Genomic DNA, 23,352 nt, shown 5'->3' with positions numbered 1-23,352 from the left:
CCGCAGCGCAGAGCACGGCTGCCAGCGCCAGCGCAGCCGCGCCTGCGGCGCCTTTAGCGGCGGGCTTCGCCCCCGCCGCTGCCTCGGCGGCGCCAAGCGCCGCACGCGCAAGGGCATCCGCCCCTTGCGCGAGAGCTGTGGCGGCCTGCTCAGCCGCCGCCACAGCCAGCGCTTGCGCGCGCTGCCCTATCGGGCGCGCAGCAGCGCTGGCAAAAGCTCCGACGGCCCCTTCGCCGCCCGTCGCCGCATGGCCGGCTGTGCCGGCCAAGCCCGCGAGCGCTGCGCCCGCGGCTGTCCCTTCGCCGCCATACCCCGGCGTCGGATCAAAGGGCACCCATCCAGCGCCTGGGAAGTACACTTCCACCCAGGCATGGGCATCCTTGCCCTTTACTTCATAGGCAGTCAGCTTCACGCCTGCATTTGCGGCATCATTTCGTGCATCCGGATGCTCCGCGGACACGGTTCCGGGCGCAAAGCCTTTCACCCATCTAGCCGGAATGCCTTGTGTACGAAGCATGATGACCATTGCACTGGAAAAATGCACGCAATACCCTTCATGCTGCTTAAACAAAAAATCGTCCACGAAATCTGCCCCGGCGTCAGGGACCGCACTATTTTCAGCCGAATAGGTGTAGCTGCTTCGCAAAAAAGTTTCAACCGCCTTCACCTGATCATAGCGGCTCGTTACTCCGCCTCCCGATACCTCTGCTGCCAGTGCAGCAACACGGCTCGGAAGCGTTTCTGGCAGCTGTAAATATTCGGCCAGCACTTCCTTCTCTCCCGCTTGAATACCGCCACTGCGCAAGGCAGCTTCATCCATCACGGGAAGCAGCGTCTGAACGGTGTACCTGTCTATAAGCACCTTATCCGAAGGAGCGTACAGCGTGCCCGACGCTTCATTTTTCAAATAAGTGTTCAGCTTGCTCCTTGGCTCCGAGGAGGTTATATCCAGCAAAGTACCGGATATCCCGCCCATAAAAAGCGGGAAGCCGCGTTCAGCCTGCTCAAGAATTACCGTTTGAACGATGGTTCGATCTGGGCTGACGGCTGTCTCCGCACCTGTCCCTTTGCTTCTCAGCTCCCTCTCTTCAGCCCCTGCATCTGTACCATTATCTTTATCTTTATCTATCTCTGTATCTATATCTGTACCTGTCTTTATCTCTGAATCTATATCTGTACCTGTCTTTATCTCTGTACCTATAACTGCCTCTGTCCCTACCTCTGTCCCTGTCCCTGTTCCTGTCCCTGCCTCTGTCCCTGTCTCTGTCCCTATCGCTATCCCTGTCCCCGTCTCTGTCCCTGTCCCTGTCCCTGTCCCTGTCCCTGTCCCTGTCTCTGTCGCTGTCTCTTTATCTGTCCCTGCCTCTGTCTTTGCAATAGCCTCTACCGCCTCACGAGCTTCCCCCACACTTCCCTCTCCACTAGCGGACACAATCTGTTCTCCGCCATTCCGAATAGGCAGCAGCGTCAAACGCTGCTCCGCTTCCTGCCAGCCTTTACCGGTATAAAAAGCTTTCGTATCCCCGCGCCAATATGTGCGAATAGGAGACAGCCCCGTAAAAACAATCCGTTCATCCTGCTTTAGCGGAGCCCCTAATGTGCTGTCATCAAATCCATAGCCCGTGGTAGCATAGCTTCCGCTCGCGGCTGCCGAGGCCAGCGCAGCCTTGGGATTGCCGTGCTCCAAACCAAGCACATACTGCTCCAGGCTTGCAGTTAGCGGCTCTGTCCAGGCCGCGGGGCTGTTGGCGGCGGATTTCCCTCCAGAGAATAGAAGTCCGGCGCCCAGACACAGCCCCACAATGAAGAAAGCAGAAGCCGACCAGCGATAAGAAGCCGTTTGCGCTTCCTCCCTGCTTTCTTCTCCCTGCAGCGTTCTCATACGTGCAAACATGACAATCGCTCCAAGCAGCAGGCCTTCCACCGTCACACGAAGCAGCGCATTCAGCACATCCATGCCAAGCCATACATGCAGCAACATCAAATACCCCACCGTTATGCCCGCCAAAACTAGCCCAAGCTGACGCAGCCAAATTAAAGCCTGCAGCGCGGGCACGAGCAGCGCAAAACCGGTAAACAGAAGCAGCGCCTGCAGCTCTGTTGACATCCCCCATGCCAACGCTCCCATGCTGAACAGCCCGCCTGCTTCCGCGGCAAATCGGCTGGCAAAACCAACTGCCCATTCCAGCGGTCCCACTTCCGGGCCTTTGTAAAGACGCATCAAGCCTGTAATGCCGATGGCCGCATAAACGACAAGCATGATATACCAAGGCGCTCGCAGCAAGCCCGCTATAGCAATACAGCCTGCAAATACAATTAGAGGCTGAGCCACATCAATATAATAACGGCTGCCAGCCTCCGACCATGGAAGCATCCACTCGGCAAGCAAGCCAAACAGCAGCAAGCTCGTCAACAGGCGGTAGCCGAATGCCGGCTCCCCTTGCTCATTAAACATCGCCATAATGAATCCTTCCCTTCGTTAATTGCGGCTGTTCATTCATCCGCTCCGGATACGTCAGCCAATATGTGCGGACACCGAAGCTCTCCAGCCATTTCTGCTGCTCACGCATTGCAAAAGAAGGCGTGCTTTGCTTGATCAGCAAATACAGCAGCACTTGGCAGCCCTGCTCCGCTGACCGCGAGGCCAACTGTCCCCAGCTTGCGCTATTGCGCCAATCGGCGGTAAAGCAGCGCAAAATGCCGCCTCTAGGCATTTGATCAAGCTCGCCGATTACCCTTGCAACAAACCGGCCATGCTGTACCAGCTTCAGCCGTGCGAGCCGTTCCAACAGCTCTTGCATGCTCGCAGCTGCGCTGTTGTCCCCGTATGCACCCGGTTTCAGCGATGCATTTCCTTCCGTGTTAGCTGAGCTTCCCACTTCACTAGGCTGCTGCTCATCCGGCTTTTCTCCCCCTAACTTTCCTGAGCCGCCAGCTTGCTGTGCCGACACCGAAGGCGGTATGGCTTCCGTCTTCACGCATGCATCAGTGACACCATCGTCTTGAACCGCCTGGCCAGCAATGAGCTGCACCCGGTTTCCCGCTAAATGATCCTGCTCCAGCACGCCAGCAGCCCAACCGGCGCAGGCATCAAAGAACCTTTCGTCACCAGCATAAGCACCCGCCGTGTTGTCAATTGCCAGAAGCACCAATGGGCGATGAAGCGCTGTGCCATGCTCCTTCGTGTGCAGCCCACGCCCGCGCGCGGCGGCCTTCCAATTGACATGGCGCAGCGAATCCCCTTCCCGGTACGGCCGCATCTCAGGGCCAATCCCTGCCTGTCTGCCGGAATGCTGGCCTTCAGACGGCTCACGCCCTGAGCCCGCCTCCTGAGCATCCATCTTGCCCGGATGCAGCCTAATGATAGTCGCTAAGCCGCTTCCCCGAGGCGCTGCCGCACCCGGAGCTGCTACAGCCTCCGGCAATGCGGGAACCGCAAGCAGCCCGCTGCGGCAAGCAAAGGTTCGGCTAACAGCCGTTAATCCTAAATAATCGCTTACCGTAACGGTAACTGCCTTAAAGCTATGCTCCCCGCGCCGAATAAGCTGCGCCCGATAGCAGAGCGCGAGTCTCGTTTCGAAATGAAGCTGCGCCGCATAGCGATAAGAAACCCGCTCCTGCTTTGCCGTACTCCCATTAACCATCGTATCTTCAAGCGCCAGCCAAACGAACGGAATGGGGAAAGCGCGACCCAGCAGCAGCTGCACCTCGACCTCTCCCCCATCGCGAATCGTGACTTCGTCAAGCTGGCGGCCCACCTCCATGCCTCGTACAGCAAGCCAGGGCAATCCGGCGCTAAGCAGCATGATGCAGCCAAGAACAGTGAACATAAACCACTCCACCGCCATTCCCCGCTGAATGACCGCAGCAAGAGCAGCGCACCACCCCGCTATCAGGACCAGCCACACACCCCACCGCGTCTGGCCCAGCCTCTGCGGTCCCAGCTCGTGCTCTTGCTCTGCTGCTTGTCCGGTACCCGGCCCTTTTACTTTCCCTTGCCCTTCACCAGCATCTTCTTGCCCAATCTTTAATGCTTCGTTATCTGCACTCGAATGAGCCATCAGCGCCGCCCTCCCGCCGCTTGCGGCAGCACGGCTGCCGGAAGCGGCGTAGTGCGCAGCAGCTGCTCTACGAGTTGTGCTGCTGTCATCCGCCCCGGCGCCCCCGGATAAACCTCAAGCCGATGCGTAAGAACCGCTTCGCCTGTCGCCAGCAAATCATCCGGCAGCACATAGCCTCTGCCTTCCAAATAAGCGGAAGCCTGTGCCGCCCGCAGCCAATCCCTGCCCGCACGCGGGCTCATCGCCAGCGACAGCTCAGGCATTTTCCGCGAAGCGTCTGCCACCTGCACCATATATTCAATCAGGCCAGGATGTACATGAGCCAGCCGCACTTCCCGCTGCATCCGCAGCCACTCCTCCGGCATGACCACTGGCCTGATTTTATGAGGCTCCTGGCGCTGCCCATCAGCATATTGCTCCAGCAGCTGCTTCTCAAACTGCGGCTCGGGATATCCAATGGACAGCCGCATCATAAAACGGTCCAGCTGCGCTTCCGGCAGTCTGCTTGTCCCTTCAAAACGCAGCGGATTTTGCGTAGCAATCAGCATAAACGGCGACGGGAGCGGCCTTGTCTCCCCATCGACCGTAATCCGTCGCTCCTCCATCGCTTCTAGCAATGCGGATTGTGTACGAGGAGAAGCGCGGTTGATTTCATCCGCCAGCACGACATTGCCCATGATCGGGCCTGTTACATACTTTAGCTCGCCTCGTGCCGCATCCCATACCGCTCCGCCGAGCACATCCGATGGCAGCATGTCCGATGTAAACTGAATGCGCTTGAACTCCCCGCCAATGACGCGGGCGCACGCTTCTGCCAGCACGGTTTTGCCGACTCCCGGCTTATCCTCCAGCAGCACATGTCCACCTGCCAGCAGCGCGGTGAACATTTGCCTGACCAACTCCCGCTTGCCTAGCAGAACGTCTTCCACACGCTGAAGCATCCGGTGAATAAGCATCTGCGGCAGCTCCTGCCATACATCCGTCTCCTCTTGCCGAGCAGCGGATTGATATTTTGAATGAATCATCATTAGACAACCTGCCTTCCTCTCAAGCGTAAACGGCTGAAGACGTCCTCTGGCGGCTAAGCTACCGTTTCGCGGGTGAACTATAAGCCATTTATAAGTGTGCAACTTATAAATGCTTTTATTTTTAAAAAATAAAGTCTTCTCTAGCATTTATTCTCGCCATGCTTCTCTCGATTTAGACCTGTTTCAAGGCGGATAGATTGACTTTTTCGCTTCCCATCCCCTGCGTGGCAGCGATTCTAGCATTTTCAGCATCCATTTGGATGACACAAAACCTATTAAATTTTCCCATAAATGCAAAAGGAAATCCCCCGCTTATAGAGAAATAGTAAATGAATCGCAAATAGTCCAGCCCAGGAGGGATTAAAATGAACGTTTTGAGGGAGGTAGTCCTTACAGAGCAGATAGCTTTTCACGTCGTAGGACTACAATGGGAAGGCACCTTTGCCGAAGCAGCAGCAGGCGGAATTAAGGAAATTCAGAAGCAATTCCAGCAGCGTGTAACGGAAATCAACCATGTGCGGGAGCCCAATAAGCTGCTCGGGCTTTCTTTTCACACCACAAACACAGGCTTTACTCATTATGCGGCGGTTCAGGCAGAGGCAGTAGGCTGCGTGCCGGAAGGCATGTACAGTCTCTCTATTCCCAGTCTGTCCTATGCCACATACGATCATCATGCGAACGATAACATAGAGGCTTCCTACGATTATGTATATAACTGGATCAGGCAGAACGGATATACGCCGCTATCCGATGGCTTGACGCACTTGGAGTTTTATCCGATGAGCCATGATCCTTATGCGCCAAACCCGGCATTCACCATTCTCATCCCGCTTGCAGAATAAGCTATCATATATCCCTATTCCGAAAAAAAAGGAGAAGGAACCGACCCGCGCAGCGCCGCAGTGTCCGGTTCCTTCTCTTTGCATGCAGGAAGAGGCTCCAGCCAGCATGCAGATGCAGATATCCTCCCTAAAGCAAGGAGACTTGTTACCTCTGTCCAGCAAGCTGAACATATTGATAAAGACGGGAGCTATGAAGAAGCAGTTGCTGCTCCTCCCCGCCTCCCAGCACCAATTTGCGCCCTTCGCTCGCCACTTGCTTAAGCAGCGTGGACAGAAAATCCATTTGCAGGTGGGCAGCTTCCTCCGCCTCCTGCTCGAGCCATTCGATATCCTTCAAGGCAAGCTGCGCGGTTCCGCGAAGCAGAAGCTCCTCAAACCAGCTGCGCAGCCGCTGCAATCCATCGTAAACCGCTCTAAAGCCATTCCCGCTGCTCCTTTTTCCAATCGTTTATTGCCCCTTACGTGTCCAGCTTTAAGCTGAGCAGCTTCGTATTGTGCAAAAAGCTGATCGGATAAGCCTGACCACCCTCGATTCGCACAAATGCATAAAATGATTCCAGCGACGCAGCGCCATATCCGGCTTCCAGGCGTTTGACGTTTTTTTCCCAGTCCGCTTGATAAGGAAGAATCAGCTCCAACTGCTCGCCTGCCTCATCCTCCACTTCGAGTACAAGGCTTTGCGAGCTTTTATCGAATCGGTTCCCTGTGATTCGGGCCAACTTAATTAAGGCAAGCCGTTCCTTTACGTCTGAAAATAATACCGGCTGCTCTACTCCAGCCTGCCGCAATGCGGGCAAATCCGAGACAAGCTTCCCCACATTAACCTCGTTAATGGATTGTCGGGCGACAAGAGTAAGGCTCGCTCCCTCACCTGACGATAATCGGCGTTCCTCGTTCACTTTAATGTGCTCGAACACCAGCTCTTCTCCGGCAAACTGACGCATCGTCAAGCTTGCAAGCCAAGGTGAATAGCCGGCATAATGCTTGGCAAACGAAAAATCATTGCCTTCATAATACACAGCCCGTGCATCCGAGTAGGTGTACACCTGCTGATCATCGAGCCCATACATATAATAGGTGATGCCTCTGTAGCCTGAACGCGTCTCCCACGGCTCAGCGCCTAGACCATATAAGCGCAGCTTCGGCAGCGCATAATATTTGCTGCGGAAAGCACCGATGAGCTGTTCCTTCTTAGCAGCAGGAAGCGTCTCCCGCTCAAGCAGCTCAAGGGCAAGATACAGCTTGGTGACGCGATCCAGCAGCTCTTGCATGGAAAATCGCACATGGCGGTTGAAAAACAGCTCCAGCTCGCCCTGGATGCCGCGCAAGCCGCGCTCCACATCCGGCAGCTGGCCGCTGCGCGCTGCGACGGCCAGCGTTTCCAGCTGTGCCGTATACGACTGGGGCAGACGGGCGAGTCCCGTCCGCAGCATCGCATGGATCAACTCCTTGCATTCCCTTACGGTATCGGGCGAAAAAGCGGCCTTATACACTTTGCTGCGCAGCGCTTCCTGGTCATCCAGCCCCTTTAATGCGCGGTAACGCAATAAAGCCTCCAGCTTTAACAGCTCGCCTGCCCTATCCTTTATTTTGCAAAGCGCCTTAGCCGGATTTGCTTCCTCGGTGAACGAAACCTCGGCACCTTGAAGCTTGAGACAGACCGTAAGAAGCGCATTCTGTGCCACTTCCAGCTCTTCCGGGTAGCGCAGCCGAAACAGCACTTCCTCCACCATGGAAACATTAAACGGCTTGATCAGCGGTGAAAGATCGGCAGCCAGCAGCCAATTAAAGCGTTCCGCACTGCTGCCTGGCTGTTGCATGCTGCCTTCTAACTCTCCTTCCTCGTGTGTAGAAGAAGTAGTAGACAGCTGCTGCGCGTAAAACAAAATAGCTATCAGCACATGCTTGCATAAGCTGTCCGACGGACACGTACACTTCCAGTGAGCCAGCGTATTTTCCAGCGTGCAGACCGTCCCGTCGTTCAACTCGCAGCTGACGGACGATTCTCCCCAAGCATATTTGACGTCGACGCCTTTGCTGATATCTTTTAACGCCCGATTATATAAGCCCTTGTTCGAATACCGAACCAAATAATCCTCGGTACATAGCTTGGCAAACTGCCCAAAGCTCGTCTCAAATGCGGCAGCTGACATGCTAGCGCCCTGATGCCCGCAAAATATCATAAATCGTCTCACTGAATACACGACCTGGAATTTTGCCCAAAGCTAGAGCCGGAATATCACTGTAGTAGCTGTATTGGCCTTTTTCATTTGCATGGAATTGCAGCAGCTCCAGCGTAATGTCTTCCATTCCTTCGTAATAGGTGATGCTAGTCCCGCTAAAGCGGAGCTCGGCAAGCCAATCCCCGTAATCCTTATACAGCTCGATATACCAGCCGCCATCCTGGGCTGACCCTTTGTACCAGCCATATTTCTCAAGCGCCTTAGGGAACGCTGTAGGCGAAAGCTCTTCTCTAGGCAAATCCTCGAATTGCGTGCTTTGCTGATTTTCTTCTGCCACCAGATGGATTTGACGATTCAACTGTTCGAATGGCTGCTTGATCTCATAATCGTCCAGCTGTGACTTCCAGCCCTCAAGCGCTTCCTGATCCAGCTCAAGCGGATGAACCAAGCCGACTTTGGCACCCTCAGCTAGCTCGTATTCATCTTCATCTACCGTATTAAAGGTGCCATCCTCCATATAACGGAACGTGTCTGTAAGGCTGCCTTGTTCATACACGCCCCAGATGAGGCCGACGGCAAACTTCTGCATGACGATATTGTTAACGAACAGCGCTGTCCATTCTTCGGAGGACCATAGCCGCTGTTTGGACAACGATTCTTCCAGGCGCTGCGCTTGGATGGCCACCATCGTTTTCAAATCTTTTTTGAGCAAATTGAAATTGGCCTTCGCTTTCGCTGCCAGCTCCGCATCATCCTTTTGCCCAGGCGCAGGCAGGCTTTTGAGCGGCTTGCCCGTTTCTTCATTGATGACGATAACCTCCAGACTCCGGTTCACCTTCACCTGGAAGGTACGCTCGCCATAGCTGAATTGCTGGGCTCCCTTATCATCAAAGCCAAGCGATGTGACCAAGCGGTCTTCAAGCTGCTCTGGTGTTAGTCCTTGATTTTCCGCTGCCAGCTGCAGCGCTTCTTCAGCCGCTCCCTTCACCTGACGGTTTTTGACGGTTCGCTTGATCCTGTCAATAGCCATCAATGCGGCAGGCTCGCTTAAATAGGACAAAGCCTTAACCGCTTCCGCCGCCATTGCGCCGCGGCTATTTTCCGTCCATTCCTTAATTTGCGGAGCTAAAATGTGTATAAGCCTCCGGTCACCGAACAATGCGCCTACATACAGCACCCATTTTTCCTTCGCAGGCGCTTCGCTTTGAATCCACAGCTGAATGAGCTCCGCTGCGAAATTTGAAAGCGAATCGCCGTTTACATATGAACGCAGTTCATTCAGGCGCTCGTTCGGAGCCGTCGTATGATCCATCGATTGAAGCATCAAATACGACTTGATTCGGTCATCTATCTGCTGCCCCTCCAAATTCAATAATGCGGGCAAATCTTTCACCGACAGCCAACTGAGGCGGGCGGTTTTTTTGGCATCTGCTTGATCTGCAAGCGCAGCGTGTGCATGAACAGGACTTAAATCAGCGGTATCCAGCAAAATTTGAATGAGCGTGCGCCAGTCCTCCGCTTTTTCCATTTCCAGCAATTGCTGGTAAGCTGCCTTGCTGCTTGGTACGCTGCGCAGGGAATTTAGCACCAGCTCTTTAATCGCTGCTTTTTTCTCGGTGCGATACAGCGTTAAATATAACGTTTGATCCGGCACTCGGCTGAATTCAGCAAGCGCAGCTCCGCTTGCTTTCTTCGACGAATCGAGCAGACCCGCACGAATCGCTTCTGTCAACTGTTCGAGGGTCAAGGCATCACGAGCTTCAAAGGCAATATCGAGCACCGTCAATCGAGAGTCCGTAGGCAAATTCTTATATTGCTTCATCGACTCCGTCAAATTATTTCTAATTATCGACCGATATTCGGTTTGCGGCATGGAACGGTGGTAATAGTCTCTCATGCCATTAAGCATCAGCATGCCTGTAAGCAGACGCTCGCGGCTCACCTCAGGGTCATTTCCGTAAAGCTCCAGCAGCTTTTCTCCACTAAACGAAAAGGAATGGTACATTTCCGACAAGAGAGTCACCGCATCGCATTCGGGGCGGGAAATCAAAATAGCAAGCCGCCTGATAGAAGACGATTCGGCAGGCAGGAAGCTTACAGCCACAAGCAGATTTTTGCGCCGACTATCCCGGTTTCGAGGGTCAAACAGTGAGCGATTCGTTTCATCCTTCCAATAGTCCTCGAAGGAGGTTTCTCCTTCTAAATAACGGGCGAGAAACAGGCCATGACGTCCTCCATCCGATTGTCCCCTTAATACAGCGAATACCGCTTGTGTAAGTGTGCCCGCTTCATCTGGCAATGCAATCCCGCCATCTGTGAGCACCTTATGCAAATAAGCTTTGTAATACGCCGAGCGTAAAATTTCATAAGCACGCAAAGCTTGATCCGGCACACTAAGCACATAGCTTTGCAGCGCGCTCCACGGCACCATATAGCTATTGAGTTCTCCGCTTAGCCGTTCAATTAACTCATAAGGCTCCTGGAAAGGAACGATGCCCTCCAGCAGCTCGTCCGGCTTTTTGGCTCGTCTGTCAAGGGCAAGCAAATGCTGGCGGACCTCAAGCGGATATACTTCATGCAGTGTTCTGACTGCATCAAGCAGCGCTAAGCCTACATCCCCCGGCTCGTCCAAAAACAGCTGCTTGCCGCCTTTAACGTTAATGACATATAACAAAGCGCTATGAATTTGGGTCAATGTCCGATTAAATTCGATGCGGGAAACTTCCCCGGTCTCCTGTGCTTGAACATCAGGATAATGTGCCGCAATCGTTTTTTCGCGTTGGCTCGCTATAAAATCCGCGCTTAGCTCGCGAACAGAATAATTTTCCTTTGCTTTGAACGGATACGCGATGATCGGCTTCACCGCAGCATTCAGCAGCTCCCGAAGCTGCTCTGTATTTTCAGCCAGCACGGCTTGCAGTATGTCCGGAAACTCGCTTGCCAGTCTTTGGCTGTTAAATTGATGGGGCGATGAATCATCAAGCAGGAAGTACAGCTTTATAAGCAGCAGCGTATTAATAATGATGCCAGTGTCTCCACCCTCCTTTTTGCCAAAATTGCATTTGCTAACTCTGCTTTTCAGCTCATCTATAATCGCCTTATCTCCGGCAAATTTATGTATTTTCTCCATTCGTGGCAGCAGCGCCTGCAAGCGCTGGCTTCCCGCTTTGCTTTTTCCCGCCAGTCCTAGAGCATAATGTTCGGGTCCCATGCAGATATTAAGGCTATATCCCTGCCAATAATAGCTTCGGCTAGCGTTTAGTCCCATTCGCAGCATGAGCGCACCCGCACGGAAAAACACATCGCCGTCATCCTTCTTCGCAAGCTTCTCAAATAGATCCATCGAACGATAGGCATATTGCATGGAATCAGGCAGCAAATCCGGGAATTGCTCTGCTTTGCCCATCACATAATCGATAATGATTGCGCTGCGGTCCGTGTTCTTCGAATATTCCTGCGAGAGTGCTTCTCCAAACTTTTCAACCAAGGCTTCAACTTCACGGTTTTCCGTTATCATTTTCCGAGTCCCCCCAATAGTTAAGTTATAATATCGCCGATCCAGTCGGCTAGCTCATTTGGTGTAATCGCCGCGACATGCGCCCCCATATTGGTGAGCGTCTGCGCCGCATGCTTGTTATAAACAGAGTCCCCGTTAAAATCGAGTGCGGTCAGCACCAGCAGCTTGCAGCCTGCGTCCAAAATATCCTTGCAGGCTTTATACATATGCTGAATCGGGTAGCCTTCCTCCAGATCGCTGACCAAAATGTAAATCGTCTTGCCAGGGTTTTCAATGAGCGTCTCGCCATAGCGCAGCGCTTTGGCAATATGCGTGCCGCCGCCCAGCTGAACGTTCATGAGCAAATCCACGGGGTCCTCCAGCCTGCTCGTTAGATCAACGACCTGGGTATCAAAAATAAATAAGTGCGTGCGCAGTGCATTCAGCTTATAAAAAATACTCGCCATAACCGAGCTGTAAATGACCGAGTCCAGCATGCTCCCGCTCTCATCGACGCCAATAATAATGTTCCATTTGTTATGCGGCTGCACATTGCCGTCAAAATAAAGGCGGTCGATTACAAACCTGCCATGTTTGCGGTCATAATTTTTTAAATTTCTAGAAATAGTTTTCTTAAAATTTAAATTGCGCAGTGACTTCACAGAGCTGCTCGCGTAGCGGCTGCGCTTGCCGAGTATGCTCGCTTTCGCCTGTGATTCGAGCTTCTGCCGCAAATCCTCCACGACGGCTCGAACGATTTCCTTTGCGCTTCTTAATACATCGCCCTTCATCCGACCTTTGAATTGCAGGATGTTCTTAAGCAGATTCATATTAGGCTCAAGCGATTGAAGCAGTTTTTTATCGGTCAGCAGCTCAGTCAGACCATAGCGGTCTAACGCCTGCTTCTCCAATATTTCGACCGTCTGCTTCGGAAACAGCTCCCGCACCTTATGCAGCCACTTGGGAACGGTAAGCGCTGAGGCATCCCGCCCGCCTGTTTTCCTGTAGCCCTGCTCCTCGCCATATTCGCGATCATATAAATAGGCAAGCAGCTCATCCATTTCCGTATATGAAAAATGTTCAGGCGAATAGCCTTCGGCTTCGCTTAAGCCTTCCTCGGCAGCCTCCCCAAGGATGAGCCGCCACCGATTCAAAGCCTCGGCCGATGTACGGATGCCTGTAGCAGGGGGAGCAATCGGGGCTTGCCCCATCTCTCCATTTTCTGTCTCACGCTCCTGCTCACTTCGCTCATCCTGCCTGTTCAAATCAGCTTCCATGCGGCAAACTCCTTCCGAATGGCTTCATCCAGCGCCTTGGCCTGTATAAGCGTCTGTTCATCGATAGGCGGACGCTCCAGCTCTCCCGGCTCTGCATGATGCAGTGTAGCGACACGCTCTGTAATCAAGGATGTCTCCATTGGCGTAAAATAGGTGAACGCTAGCCGCAGCTCAGGCACCATCGCAATAAAATCCTCAGGAGGCAGCTCTTCGATCAAATAATTCAATTCGCCAAGCAGTAGATCATCATATAAAAAAGCATCGCGGGCGATGGCAAACATCCCTTGCAAATATTTCGCCGTCTGCTTGGCCTGCTCCGGCGTTCCGCGAACATAGCTTCTCGCACGCTCGACCATCTCTTCACGCGTCCTGTCACCAAGCCCTGCTAATATAGCGATCACTACTCCCTCCAATTGCGGGGAGAGCTTCCGGTCCGACAGCAGCTCGTTCAAATGCCCCCTGAATGTATCATTCTGAAAATGCGCTTCAGACGACTCCGCCAGCATAGCCAGCAGCTTAAGCCCTTGTATAATCGCGGGATGCTCATCCGAATGGATGGCTGCAAGCCCCAGCAGCTTATCTACCGCATTATTAAAAGCCTCTGCTACGAGCAGCGGCAGCTGTTCGTCTGCCGCAAGTCCCAGCAGTCTGCCATGCTGGCGCAAGCGATTTAATACCGTAAGCGTTTGGCACAACGACAGAAAATTACCGTCCTTGCGCAAAGCGGCCTGCACCTGCTCATATAATCGCCTCGCTGTATCCTGCAAGCCCATTAGTAGAGCCTGCAGCAGCGCATTCGCGATTTCGCCGCTATGATGATCGGGAAGCTCCTGTATCCGTTCCCCGATTTTACGGGCCGCCGCCTCCTTGAGCGTTCCTCCATACAGTGAGTTTTCGATTAATCTCGCCTCGATGCGGGACGAATAAGCATACGTCCAAGTCTCACGAACCAAATTCATATTCCGATAGGCAACCCAATCCGGCCCAGACTCCCGGACTGCAAAATCTGGAACGAGGAAGCTCGCGCATTGCAGCAGTTGGCTAAGCAGACGATGCTCTGCCTTGGCGTACAAATCAAGCACCTTCTTGTGCTTGCCGGTCGTTTTAATCTGAAGTCCTGAAGCAGAGCAGCGATTTTTAAAATCTTCCACAATCGGCACCGTGAACGAATTGGGAGCCACGATGCCGATTTTGTCCCCAGTCAGAAGCAAGCCCAGCTCTTCAAGCGGCTTGTCCGTTGCCAGCGTCCGCTCCCCCTTAACGAAGGAGGAGAGCGCGGCATCCAGAAGCTCGTACACTCCGCCTTCTCTTTTGCCCCGTAGCACTGCGAGCCCTTGAATCATGCTGTATGCCTCAATCGCATCACTCGTAGATACCTCTTCCTTGCCTTTGCGCAGCTTGCGCATCAGCTCGGATAACAATCCGAGCGCTGTCTGGTTATAGGGCTCTGCTTTATTGTGCAGAAGCTTATCCCAAATAAGCTCATAATAGTTCACATATGGCATCCCGCTCGCATATCCATTCAAGCGATCCGCTTCTTCGAACGTATAGACCATCGGATACAGCTGCTGCTGGACGGCTCTAACGTTTTTCCCCTGCTGCTCCTTCTGCTGTTCTTCCTTCGCAGGCCTGTCTGCTTGGGCAGCTTCAAGCAGGCCGTACGTATGAAAGCCGCCGGTAATCACAAGAACACGCTTATGCTTAGACACAGCTTGCTTGATGCACTCTCTCATATACGCCTCTCTCGCCATATCTCCAGAGGCATGAAGCTGTTCCTCCGAATAGCACATACGAGATAACGCGCAGTAAGTAAATACATTTCGAACAAAAGCTTCCGTCGTTGCTGCTTGCCCCTCGATTTCGAACAGCTTTTCCCACAGCTCATCAAAGCTGCGGCAGTTCATTTTACGGCATAAACGATTAATAAAATCGGAGCTGGCAAGCAAGGTTTCATCCTGGATGGACATTTCCTGTTTTTCAGCTTTGGTTCTCGATTCATGACTATAATCCAGATCAATAAACGCCGCCTGTATGCCAAGACGTGCCGCTTCCTTCATCGCCACATACTCCGGGGAATAACTGAGCAGCGGGTAATAGCAAGCCGATCTCCCGCCCTGCTCATCCTCATAAGTACAGTACAAACTGACGGGCGTCTCCGTCGCCTCATCCGCAAGCACCGAAATGAGCGGGGTACCGCTCGCTGGGCCTTCGATCAAAATGATTTCAGGCTTATATTGCTTAATCGCCTTCAGCAGATGAAAGGAGCACGCAGGGCTATGGTGGCGAATAGGAAAATAAACGGTGCCGCTGCTCAGGTTAAACACCTGCTGATCAAATAAGAACGGCAGCTCCTTGTCAGCCTCGCCCGTTAACCAATCCATTTTCTTTCCTCGTAATAGTCCTTCCATATCACATCTTCCTTGGAGCGTTCTTTGACGACCTTGGAGAAATAGGTTTTCAGAATGGACAAATCCTTCTCATTTTCCTTGGCAATCGTTCCGAGCATATTTTGCACGAGCCGCTCAAGCGAAATCGATTTATTTTCATAATAATAGGAGGTCATCGCGCTTTGAACATAGACAGAAACAGCTTCTGCCGTGCTCATGGTGGCTGCGGGGATGTCGATTTTGTAGCCTTCGCGCGTAATGCCGGAGCGCAGCTCCATAAATGTCGTCGCCAGCAACTCAACCACATTCAGGTCAATTTCCGCGTCAACGCCACTATGCATAAGCAGGCTGCGGGCCCCATTTTCAATAATTTTCGCTTCCATCTTCATGCTGCTGACGGGTTTGATCGTCTCGAAATTGAATCGGCGCTTCAAGGCACCGCTCATTTCGTTGACACCTTTGTCGCGAATATTCGCCGTTGCTATAACGTTAAAACCCGGCTTCGCAAACAATACGCCGCCTTCCAGCTCAGGAATATTCATCACCTTGTCACTCAAAATGCTAATTAAACTGTCCTGCGCTTCCGCTGGGCAGCGGGTAATTTCTTCAAAACGGGTCATAATGCCCTGCTTCATTCCATTATATAAAGGAGCTGGCACAAGCGCGGCCTCGGATGGGCCTTTGTCCAGCAGCATGGCATAATTCCATGAATATTTGATCATATCTTCCGTCGTCCCGGCAGTGCCTTGAATCGTATTCAGGCTCGTCCCCGATATGGCCGCTGACAACAGCTCACTGAGCATCGTCTTCGCCGTGCCCGGATCTCCAACGAGCATTAGCCCGCGGTTGCCTGCCAAAGTGACAACGGCCCGCTCGATCAGCACATCGTTTCCGTAAAATTTGCGGGTAATCGCGACTTCTGTTCCGTCCACGATAGCTGGCTTGTCCCTGCCAATTATAAAATCACGCACATAGGCCGGAGACAGCAGCCACTCGGGCGGACGCTTTCCAGTATCCTCTTCACGCAGCGCCCGCAGCTCTGCTTCAAATAACATCTCAGCCGGCGGCTTGATCATATCCATCATTGTGGTCTCCCTTTCGCGGAAAAATAGATCATACGTTCTTATTTACTTGTATAATACCATAGCACACGCTGTTCTTTCAAAATATTGGACAAAAATGGTTGTTTCGAACCATTCATTTAGCACCATCGGTCTACATTTTTCGCTATAAAATAGGTCTCATCATTAATTATCTTTTGGGATTATATGTATTCTTTATTGGGAGGGGCTGTAGCTTACGATCATTTTATTTATCTGTCTATGGGGAATTAAGGTGGTTGAAGGCTTTTTCGTTTCGGCAAAATGAAATGACCGCCCTCGCCCTGCAGAAAACGCTCAAACGAGCGGCGACCATTCCAAAATTCAAAATTACTGTTCTGCCGCCAGCTTATGCACCTGCTGCAGCAGCTTTGTCATATCCATGCCGGCATGGTTGCCGAGCAAAATAACCGTCATTCCGCTATCCAGATTACGCAGCATTCCCGTGGCATAGCCACTGCCGCTGCCATTATGGAAAACGCCCTTCTCGCCGTTCAAGTTGATTGCAATCCAGCCGTAGCCGTAATTTTTATCCGAATGCGGCGTGTACATCGCTTCAAGCGACTGCTCGCTTACGACCTTGCCCGCCCGAAGCGCCTTATCCCATTTGAGCAAATCATCGACGGTCGAATACAGCGTTCCCGTTCCCGACTGCGACACATAATACGGAGCCGCGGTCCATTCCTTATTTTTTTGCAAAATATAGCCTTGGATGGTTGCGGTCGCAGGCGTAGCCGTCCCTGAGGCTTTCATGCCCAGCGGAGTGAGAAAATGCTCGCTCACATAGTCGGCGTAGCTTTCGCCAGACAATTGCTCCAATACATAGGCCAGCAGTACATAGCCGTTATTGCTATATAAATAAGTCGTGCCTGGCTCGTATTTCAGCTGCTTCGTCCGAAGCTCCGCAATCGTCTGCTCGATGGTAACGTCGCCGCTTCGTGTAAATTCAGATGGAAGCCCTGACGTATGCGACAGCAGCATATGAATCGTTATATCATCGCCGCGCGGAATACCCGTTACGAATTTGGACACCGGATCGGTTAGGCTCAGCTTTCCTTGCTCGACCAATTGCATAATGGATGCCGCTGTGAATGATTTTGTAAGGGAAGCGATACGGGACTTGGCGTCCGGCCGATTCAATTTATTCGTTCCAGAAAAGCCGTAGCCTTTGCGAAGCAGCACCTCGCCGTCCTTCGCTACAAGCGCCATGCCCGAGAAGCCTGCCCCCTTCAAATAGGCGTCAATCGCGGCATCCTCTTTGCCATACTTCGTTACTGCATCCGTCTGAATCCTGATCGTCAGAAGCTCCTTCGTCTGTGACAGCTGCAGCGATGCTTTGAGTGCATCCGTTACCGACCGCAGAGGAAGCATGAGTGTTCCTTTTATGTTTAGAGAAGGCGCGGACATGCTCATGGCCAGCCCGTCCACCGTTACTACGGACGTTCCCGCCTGATGGACGATGACGTCTCCGTTTACTTTTATTGTTGCGGTTTGCGTCTTCCCATCCCATTCGATATTGCCTGCGGCAGCCTTTCCCGCTTCACGAAGCGGCACGTATGTTGTGTCGTTCTGGATGAGCGGCTGCACGTTCCATGCCACCGCCTTGCCATTCACCTCAACTGCGATCGCCTTGCTGCTTGCCGGCTGCACTGCCTCTACCTTGCTGCTTGTTTGTGCAGCCGCCGCTGCACCGCCAGTACCAGCAAACGTTGATGTGACAATGATGCCGATGAGTGCACTACGCGCCACTGTGTGCCGATTCAACCATCCTGCTATCTTCTTTCCTTTTATGCCTGTCATCCCATGCCAACTCCTTTTTCTCATTCGCCTGCACTTACACCTAAATCTGCACGTTTAGCCAAGCCTACAATCCGTTCAACGCACCTTCCTCTATTATAGACGCAGTAAATGGGAAAATGTAGCGGCTGCTATTTAAGTAGGTGTAGCCTGGCCATAAGTCAGCACCAGTAAAACCCCCTTACAAAACAAATAAGCTTCACACAGAACTTATCGCCCGTGTGAAGCTTATTACTTCTTTCATTTCAAACATAAGCAAGCAATATACCCTATGCTTAGCTATCCATTCCTTAAGCGAACGGCTTAATGATTAAATTCATAGCTAAGGCTGCTTAGCAATGCTTCACCAATTTTAGTCAAGTCCACTTGGCTCACAAGACCGATAGCACCTAGAAAATTCATCAGCAATTCATTTAGGAATGATTTATCATTGTTTAATTGATATGATGCCGCTCCAAGATCCTTCAAGGAGAAATCCGCAACTGGAGTAACCTCTATAGTAGTCTCACCAACATCAACCAAAGGCAAGGTGATTTCATTGTAGCCATTATCAGCTACTCTAGCTTTTAATGCATCAATCTTGCCTGATCCTGTGGCAATGGCTTTAAAATGCAGATTAACAAGCACACCATTTCCATTAATGCCGTTATTCGCACCATTACTAGCCGTAACCAATCTAATTGTATTATCGGTAATCTCCGTATTTGACGCAATACTAACCGAATCTACGGGCTCAACAGAAATAAGTTTAAAGCGGGTATCATCATATTGAATATTGAAATCTTCTGCATAAATATTTGAAGCATTTTTCAAAACCGCCTGCACCACAAACGTGTCAAATAAAGAAACTTGCGTGACAGTCGATTCAATATCAAGGCTTATCGACGGTACTGGCACGCTGACGGAAGCTTCGTTCGAGCTTGCACTTATGCGGCCATCTTTTGTAGCGAACACTACATAGTAATAAGTTGTATTGTACTGAACGTTAGCATCCGTATACGAAGGATTGCTCAGATTTTCTGCGATCGTTGTGTAAGGACCACCCATAGAAGTACTTCTCTTAAGAATATAGGTAGCGTTACTTACCATATCCCATTGAAGCCCTGCTCCTGCTTTTGTATAATTTCCTGTCAAATTTAATGGAGCCTGCACTCCTGTAAATGGCAAAATCTCTCCATCTTCAGCAATATCAATGGTATCAAGATATGTGCTGGATTGAGTAAGGTTAAGCTCAACTGAATGTCTTCCATTGGAAAAGCTATCGTTAAAATAGGTGACGCCATATTGTGTCGAACTATTATCACCTTTAAAATTGCCTAAATGAACATCATCAATAATGAGGCTATACTCACCTTTTATCAGCCATGAACGAATACTTAATTTGTTTCCTGTAAAATCAAATCTAAGTTTTAAATCCTTGCTGCTTCCAATGGAATCGCCACTAGTTTTCCCTAGGTAATTTTGCGCAGTAGTATCTAATACCCAGCTCCCTACATAAGTAATATTTTTAGTATTCGTTTTTAGATCTACCCTTTTCCAACCCGTTTCAGGATTTAACAGAACATCATTCAGGTTTGCCGCGAACGTACTCGGAATAACTAATACAAAACATAATATTGCAGAAACAAAACTAAGTAACCATTTCTTCATGTCTCAATCTCCTTTTCTTCTGTCTAATTAGATATATCGGAAAAAGTTGGATTTTAATTAGCTAAATACGACCAATAACAAAAATAAAAAAGCATGCGGCTAGAATCGAAATCCTGCGACATGCTCTAAATTTAACTATCGTTCCTTCATACTCCCTAAAGCTCCTTCAAAGCCTCCACAACCTGCTCCACATGCCCTTTCACCTTCACCTTGCGCCATTCGCGGGCAAGCTTGCCTTCGGCATCGATAAGAAAGGTTGACCTTACGACGCCCATATATTCTCTGCCGTACAGCTTCTTAAGCTGCCAAACGCCGAACAGCTCGCACACCTCATGCTCTTCATCCGCGAGCAGCAGAAACGGCAGTTCCTTCTTCGCAATAAACTTCTCATGCGACTTCACGCTGTCAGGGCTAATCCCGATGACAACGGCGTCGCGATCAACCATCCCTGGATAGGCATCGCGAAAATCGCAAGCCTGATCGGTGCAGGTCGGCGTATTATCCTTCGGGTAAAAATAAAGCACAACCTTTTTGCCTAAGTAATCGCTAAGGCTCACCTGTGTCCCATCCGATGCCGGAAGCTTAAAGTCCGGCACCTCCTGTCCCACTTCTATCGCAGACATGTATTCAACCTCCCGTTCCCCTTTTTCTATGTATGCAAGACTTTAAACTTTACCTCGTGTATTGGACGCTCTCGGCTTACATTGAAGCGGCGAGGAATCGCTCCCCGCCGCCTGAATCCAATTATTTATTATGAGCCTGCACCACGATAACGCTTCACGCCATGGTTCCACATCAGCAGACCGAGCGTGAAGAACACTAGGCCTACAACTGGAGTCAGCAGCGCTAGCTGCGATAGGTCATCCGCTTTCTTTTCGAGAAAATACGAAGCGGGAATGACCCCGACAAAAGCGAAGGGCAGCAGCCAGGTCAGCACGAAACGAATCATTTTATTGTAAATGTTAACCGGGTAACGCCCGTAGTTTTGAATATTGTACATGAGCGGCACAATGCCGGTCGGGGCATCCGAGTAGAAGGATATCGCCGACAAGGCCGTATAAATGCCCGCATACACGAGCACGGCTCCAATAACGAATACAGCCAGCAGCATAATGTCCATGAAATGGAAAGGCAGACCCAGCTCTCCCCAGCATACGAACATAATAATCGCGCCGACGACGGAGCCGATCAGGGAAGGCGGATCGACATTTTCGAGCAGCACCTGAAACAAATTATGGGCCGGACGAGTCAAAACCCGGTCCATTTCCCCTTTGACAATATACCGCTCGCTGAAATTCCAGATGCTGAAAAAAGTGCTGAAAATGCCATATGGGATCATGAAGAAGCCATAGACGAACACGACCTCAGCCTCCGACCAGCCGCCAAGCGATGGCGTATGGCGAAAAACAATTAGAATGAAGATCAGGTTCATGAACTGGAACATCATATCGGACAAAATCTCGACCCAAAAATCCATGCGGTAGGTCAGCCGCGTCTTTGCGTAGTTTTTAATATATTCCCAAAATAATTGTGCGTACAGCATGCCTGCCTTAACCTCCTTGCACGAACAAACGCTTGCGCGCCGCCCGCCATGTGAACCAGATTGGCACAAGCAGCACGACGAACCATACTACCTGCAGGCCAAACACCCCGGCAATTTCGCTGCCCGGCGTCCTGCCTGTGAATACAGAGCTCGGCAAATACGTGATGGCCTGAAACGGCAGCCATTTCATAATCGCTGCGAGCCAGCCTGGGAAAAAAGCAATCGGCACAACGACGCCGGAAAATAAATCGACCATGACGCGTTTCATCCGCATCATGCCCTCGTTATTTTCAACGAAGAAGGCAAACAGCCCTGTTAAAATGTTGATTTGTGAATTAATGAGAAAGCTGAACAGCAGCATGACTAAATATATCATCCACGTCATCGGATCGGTCGGCAGCGTCACCGGAAAAATCAGGCAGACGATAATCATGCCCGGAATCATGAACAGCAGCAGGCGGAATAAGCCTTCGCCAAAGCCCTGCATCATTTTTACGAGCAAATAGGAATACGGCCTTGTCATTTGGGTAGCGACACTGCCGTCCCGAATGTCATTCGCAATTTCACGGTCGAGATTGTTAAAATAAAACGCCCTCGCCATCCACGATACCGCGACATACGTCGTCATCTGGGCGACGGTAAAGCCCGCCAACTCCTGCTGCTCCCCGAAAATCGCTTTCCACAAAAAATAATACGCCCCGATGTTAATCGCATAAATAACGATACCACTGTAATAATTAACGCGGTATGCCAGCATCGTAATAAAACGGATGCGAATAAAATCCAGATAAGCGCCCATCATGAGACCGTCGTCTCCTTAAGCGCTGCCTGCTGCTCTGATTCTGTGCTAGCCGAGCCGGAGCGGTAAATTTCACGAACGATTTCATCCGTATTCGTCTCCACGATTTTAATGTCCTGAATCGCAGCACCGCCTACGACTTTGGACAAGGCGTCAGATACATTGATCGCATGCGGCAGCCACATCGTTGCCGTCATATCATTGTCCATTTTCCACGTTACATCAAGGTCGCCAGTCAGCGCTTGAAGCGTCGCCAGCTTCGTCTGCGTGCTGAACTCAAAGTGAATTTCGCGCCCCTTGCTCCAGCGGTTTTTCAAATCCTCCAACCCGCCGTCATAGATAATGCGACCATCATCAAGCATAATGACACGTGAGCATAGCGCCTCGATATCCTGCAAATCATGGGTCGTGAGCAAAATCGTCGTGCCTTCCTCACGGTTCAAATCCTTCAGAAATTCGCGAATTTCTGTTTTGACGATAATATCAAGCCCTATCGTCGGCTCATCCAAAAATAAAATTGACGGATTATGCAGCAGCGAAGCGACAAGCTCGCAGCGCATCCGCTGGCCGAGGCTCAGCTTGCGGACAGGACGGTTAAGCAAATCGCCAAGATCAAGCCGCTCAATCAAATTGTTCAGCCGCTTGCGGAAATCGGCCTCCGATACACGGTACACTTTACGCAGCAGTTGAAACGACTCAATAACCCCAATATCCCACCATAGCTGCGAACGCTGTCCGAAGACAACTCCAATTTCAGCGACAAACTTTTCGCGGTCCTTGTAGGGAACATAACCATTGACACGCAGATCGCCAGAGGTAGGTACTAAAATGCCGGTCAGCATTTTAATAGTTGTCGATTTGCCTGCACCATTTTCACCGATATAGCCACAGATTTCGCCTTGCGGGATTTGAAAAGAAATATCCTTTACGGCTGTAACCTCCGTATATTCGCGTTTGAACAGGTCTTTCAGCGCCCCGGACAGCCCTTCCCGGTTTTTTTGCACATTAAACTGCTTGCGCAGATCCTTAACATCTATTGCCAGCATTGGTTCGTCTAGCTCCTCTCCGTTAATACGGTCGACATTCCCCGGGAAATTATGCGAATCTCCCGTTAGCAAAAAGAGCGATGATTCACGGTCACCACACTTCATTATCCTATATTTTGATAAAACTTGCTTCCGTATGTCCT

16 protein-coding genes are annotated in these 23,352 nt (G+C 51.2%); 1 reads left to right on the top strand and 15 read right to left on the bottom strand.

All coding sequences use genetic code 11. The features are described 5' to 3' along the window. The 3 genes from ABEW34_RS06585 to ABEW34_RS06575 form a co-directional block, all read right to left on the bottom strand. Positions 1 to 2,461: transglutaminase-like domain-containing protein (locus ABEW34_RS06585; RefSeq protein WP_430156146.1), on the bottom strand; the 2,461-nt coding region annotated here is incomplete at its 3' end. Further along, complete coding sequence (locus ABEW34_RS06580; RefSeq protein WP_430156143.1) at positions 2,448 to 4,061, bottom strand: DUF58 domain-containing protein; 1,614 nt, start codon at positions 4,059 to 4,061, stop codon at positions 2,448 to 2,450. The genes ABEW34_RS06580 and ABEW34_RS06585, both read right to left, overlap by 14 nt. After that, positions 4,061 to 5,089 carry an AAA family ATPase gene (locus ABEW34_RS06575; RefSeq protein ID WP_430156140.1) on the bottom strand — a complete coding sequence of 343 codons (1,029 nt, stop codon included), beginning with the start codon at positions 5,087 to 5,089 and terminating at the stop codon, positions 4,061 to 4,063. Before ABEW34_RS06575 ends, ABEW34_RS06580 begins: the two co-directional genes overlap by 1 nt. Positions 5,090 to 5,454: 365 nt before the next feature. On the opposite strand from ABEW34_RS06575, the gene ABEW34_RS06570 reads away from it, so the two are divergent. Then, positions 5,455 to 5,931, top strand: a complete 477-nt coding sequence (locus ABEW34_RS06570) for a GyrI-like domain-containing protein (RefSeq protein ID WP_430156137.1) — start codon at positions 5,455 to 5,457, stop codon at positions 5,929 to 5,931. A 145-nt stretch (positions 5,932 to 6,076) separates the two neighbouring features. Here ABEW34_RS06570 and ABEW34_RS06565 read toward each other — a convergent pair whose 3' ends face one another. From ABEW34_RS06565 to ABEW34_RS06510, 12 genes are all read right to left on the bottom strand, one after another. Beyond that, positions 6,077 to 6,328 carry a hypothetical protein gene (locus tag ABEW34_RS06565; protein WP_430156134.1) on the bottom strand — a complete coding sequence of 84 codons (252 nt, stop codon included), beginning with the start codon at positions 6,326 to 6,328 and terminating at the stop codon, positions 6,077 to 6,079. A gap of 61 nt (positions 6,329 to 6,389) precedes the next feature. Continuing rightward, a complete protein-coding gene (locus ABEW34_RS06560; protein WP_430156133.1) occupies positions 6,390 to 8,084 on the bottom strand; it encodes a hypothetical protein in 1,695 nt (564 codons plus the stop codon). A gap of 1 nt (position 8,085) precedes the next feature. Beyond that, positions 8,086 to 11,631 (bottom strand): DUF4132 domain-containing protein, encoded by a 3,546-nt coding sequence (locus ABEW34_RS06555; RefSeq protein WP_430156132.1) that lies wholly within the window; start codon positions 11,629 to 11,631, stop codon positions 8,086 to 8,088. Positions 11,632 to 11,651: 20 nt separating this feature from the next. Then, entirely contained in the window at positions 11,652 to 12,821 is a 1,170-nt protein-coding gene (locus ABEW34_RS06550) for a VWA domain-containing protein (RefSeq protein WP_430156216.1), read from the bottom strand. Positions 12,822 to 12,871: 50 nt separating this feature from the next. Then, a complete protein-coding gene (locus ABEW34_RS06545; protein ID WP_430156130.1) occupies positions 12,872 to 15,268 on the bottom strand; it encodes a DUF5682 family protein in 2,397 nt (798 codons plus the stop codon). Next, entirely contained in the window at positions 15,256 to 16,356 is a 1,101-nt protein-coding gene (locus ABEW34_RS06540) for an ATP-binding protein (RefSeq protein ID WP_430156213.1), read from the bottom strand. The genes ABEW34_RS06545 and ABEW34_RS06540 overlap by 13 nt, the downstream gene beginning before the upstream one ends. A gap of 348 nt (positions 16,357 to 16,704) precedes the next feature. Next, on the bottom strand, positions 16,705 to 18,174 hold the full coding sequence (locus ABEW34_RS06535; RefSeq protein ID WP_430156129.1) for a serine hydrolase: 1,470 nt from the start codon (positions 18,172 to 18,174) through the stop codon (positions 16,705 to 16,707). Between the two features lie 300 nt (positions 18,175 to 18,474). Continuing rightward, positions 18,475 to 19,821 (bottom strand): cohesin domain-containing protein, encoded by a 1,347-nt coding sequence (locus ABEW34_RS06530; RefSeq protein ID WP_430156127.1) that lies wholly within the window; start codon positions 19,819 to 19,821, stop codon positions 18,475 to 18,477. Positions 19,822 to 19,976: 155 nt separating this feature from the next. Continuing rightward, positions 19,977 to 20,444 (bottom strand): thioredoxin-dependent thiol peroxidase, encoded by a 468-nt coding sequence (gene bcp / locus ABEW34_RS06525; RefSeq protein WP_430156124.1) that lies wholly within the window; start codon positions 20,442 to 20,444, stop codon positions 19,977 to 19,979. A gap of 128 nt (positions 20,445 to 20,572) precedes the next feature. Further along, positions 20,573 to 21,364, bottom strand: a complete 792-nt coding sequence (locus tag ABEW34_RS06520) for an ABC transporter permease (RefSeq protein WP_430156121.1) — start codon at positions 21,362 to 21,364, stop codon at positions 20,573 to 20,575. 7 nt (positions 21,365 to 21,371) lie between these two features. After that, positions 21,372 to 22,166 carry an ABC transporter permease gene (locus ABEW34_RS06515; protein WP_056030839.1) on the bottom strand — a complete coding sequence of 265 codons (795 nt, stop codon included), beginning with the start codon at positions 22,164 to 22,166 and terminating at the stop codon, positions 21,372 to 21,374. Further along, positions 22,163 to 23,209, bottom strand: a complete 1,047-nt coding sequence (locus ABEW34_RS06510) for an ABC transporter ATP-binding protein (protein ID WP_430156119.1) — start codon at positions 23,207 to 23,209, stop codon at positions 22,163 to 22,165. The genes ABEW34_RS06515 and ABEW34_RS06510 overlap by 4 nt, the downstream gene beginning before the upstream one ends. Positions 23,210 to 23,352 lie beyond the last annotated feature (143 nt).

The sequence above is a fragment of the Paenibacillus algorifonticola genome, from assembly GCF_050481745.1.
Classification (GTDB): domain Bacteria; phylum Bacillota; class Bacilli; order Paenibacillales; family Paenibacillaceae; genus Pristimantibacillus; species Pristimantibacillus algorifonticola_A.
The sequence above is the reverse complement of the archived record's forward strand: the minus strand, read 5'-3'. Positions and strand labels throughout refer to the sequence as shown.

What these genes read in the sequence shown, in the direction of transcription:
- ABEW34_RS06570 (WP_430156137.1), top strand. Translation starts at nt 5,455, where the DNA reads ATGAACGTTTTGAGGGAGGTAGTCCTTACAGAGCAGATAGCTTTTCAC.
- ABEW34_RS06530 (WP_430156127.1), bottom strand. Translation starts at nt 19,821, where the DNA reads ATGAAGAAATGGTTACTTAGTTTTGTTTCTGCAATATTATGTTTTGTA.
- ABEW34_RS06520 (WP_430156121.1), bottom strand. Translation starts at nt 21,364, where the DNA reads ATGCTGTACGCACAATTATTTTGGGAATATATTAAAAACTACGCAAAG.
- ABEW34_RS06545 (WP_430156130.1), bottom strand. Translation starts at nt 15,268, where the DNA reads ATGGATTGGTTAACGGGCGAGGCTGACAAGGAGCTGCCGTTCTTATTT.
- ABEW34_RS06540 (WP_430156213.1), bottom strand. Translation starts at nt 16,356, where the DNA reads ATGGATATGATCAAGCCGCCGGCTGAGATGTTATTTGAAGCAGAGCTG.
- ABEW34_RS06535 (WP_430156129.1), bottom strand. Translation starts at nt 18,174, where the DNA reads ATGACAGGCATAAAAGGAAAGAAGATAGCAGGATGGTTGAATCGGCAC.
- ABEW34_RS06555 (WP_430156132.1), bottom strand. Translation starts at nt 11,631, where the DNA reads ATGATAACGGAAAACCGTGAAGTTGAAGCCTTGGTTGAAAAGTTTGGA.
- ABEW34_RS06575 (WP_430156140.1), bottom strand. Translation starts at nt 5,089, where the DNA reads ATGATGATTCATTCAAAATATCAATCCGCTGCTCGGCAAGAGGAGACG.
- ABEW34_RS06560 (WP_430156133.1), bottom strand. Translation starts at nt 8,084, where the DNA reads ATGTCAGCTGCCGCATTTGAGACGAGCTTTGGGCAGTTTGCCAAGCTA.
- ABEW34_RS06510 (WP_430156119.1), bottom strand. Translation starts at nt 23,209, where the DNA reads ATGCTGGCAATAGATGTTAAGGATCTGCGCAAGCAGTTTAATGTGCAA.
- ABEW34_RS06550 (WP_430156216.1), bottom strand. Translation starts at nt 12,821, where the DNA reads ATGGGGCAAGCCCCGATTGCTCCCCCTGCTACAGGCATCCGTACATCG.
- ABEW34_RS06580 (WP_430156143.1), bottom strand. Translation starts at nt 4,061, where the DNA reads ATGGCTCATTCGAGTGCAGATAACGAAGCATTAAAGATTGGGCAAGAA.
- bcp (WP_430156124.1), bottom strand. Translation starts at nt 20,444, where the DNA reads ATGTCTGCGATAGAAGTGGGACAGGAGGTGCCGGACTTTAAGCTTCCG.
- ABEW34_RS06515 (WP_056030839.1), bottom strand. Translation starts at nt 22,166, where the DNA reads ATGATGGGCGCTTATCTGGATTTTATTCGCATCCGTTTTATTACGATG.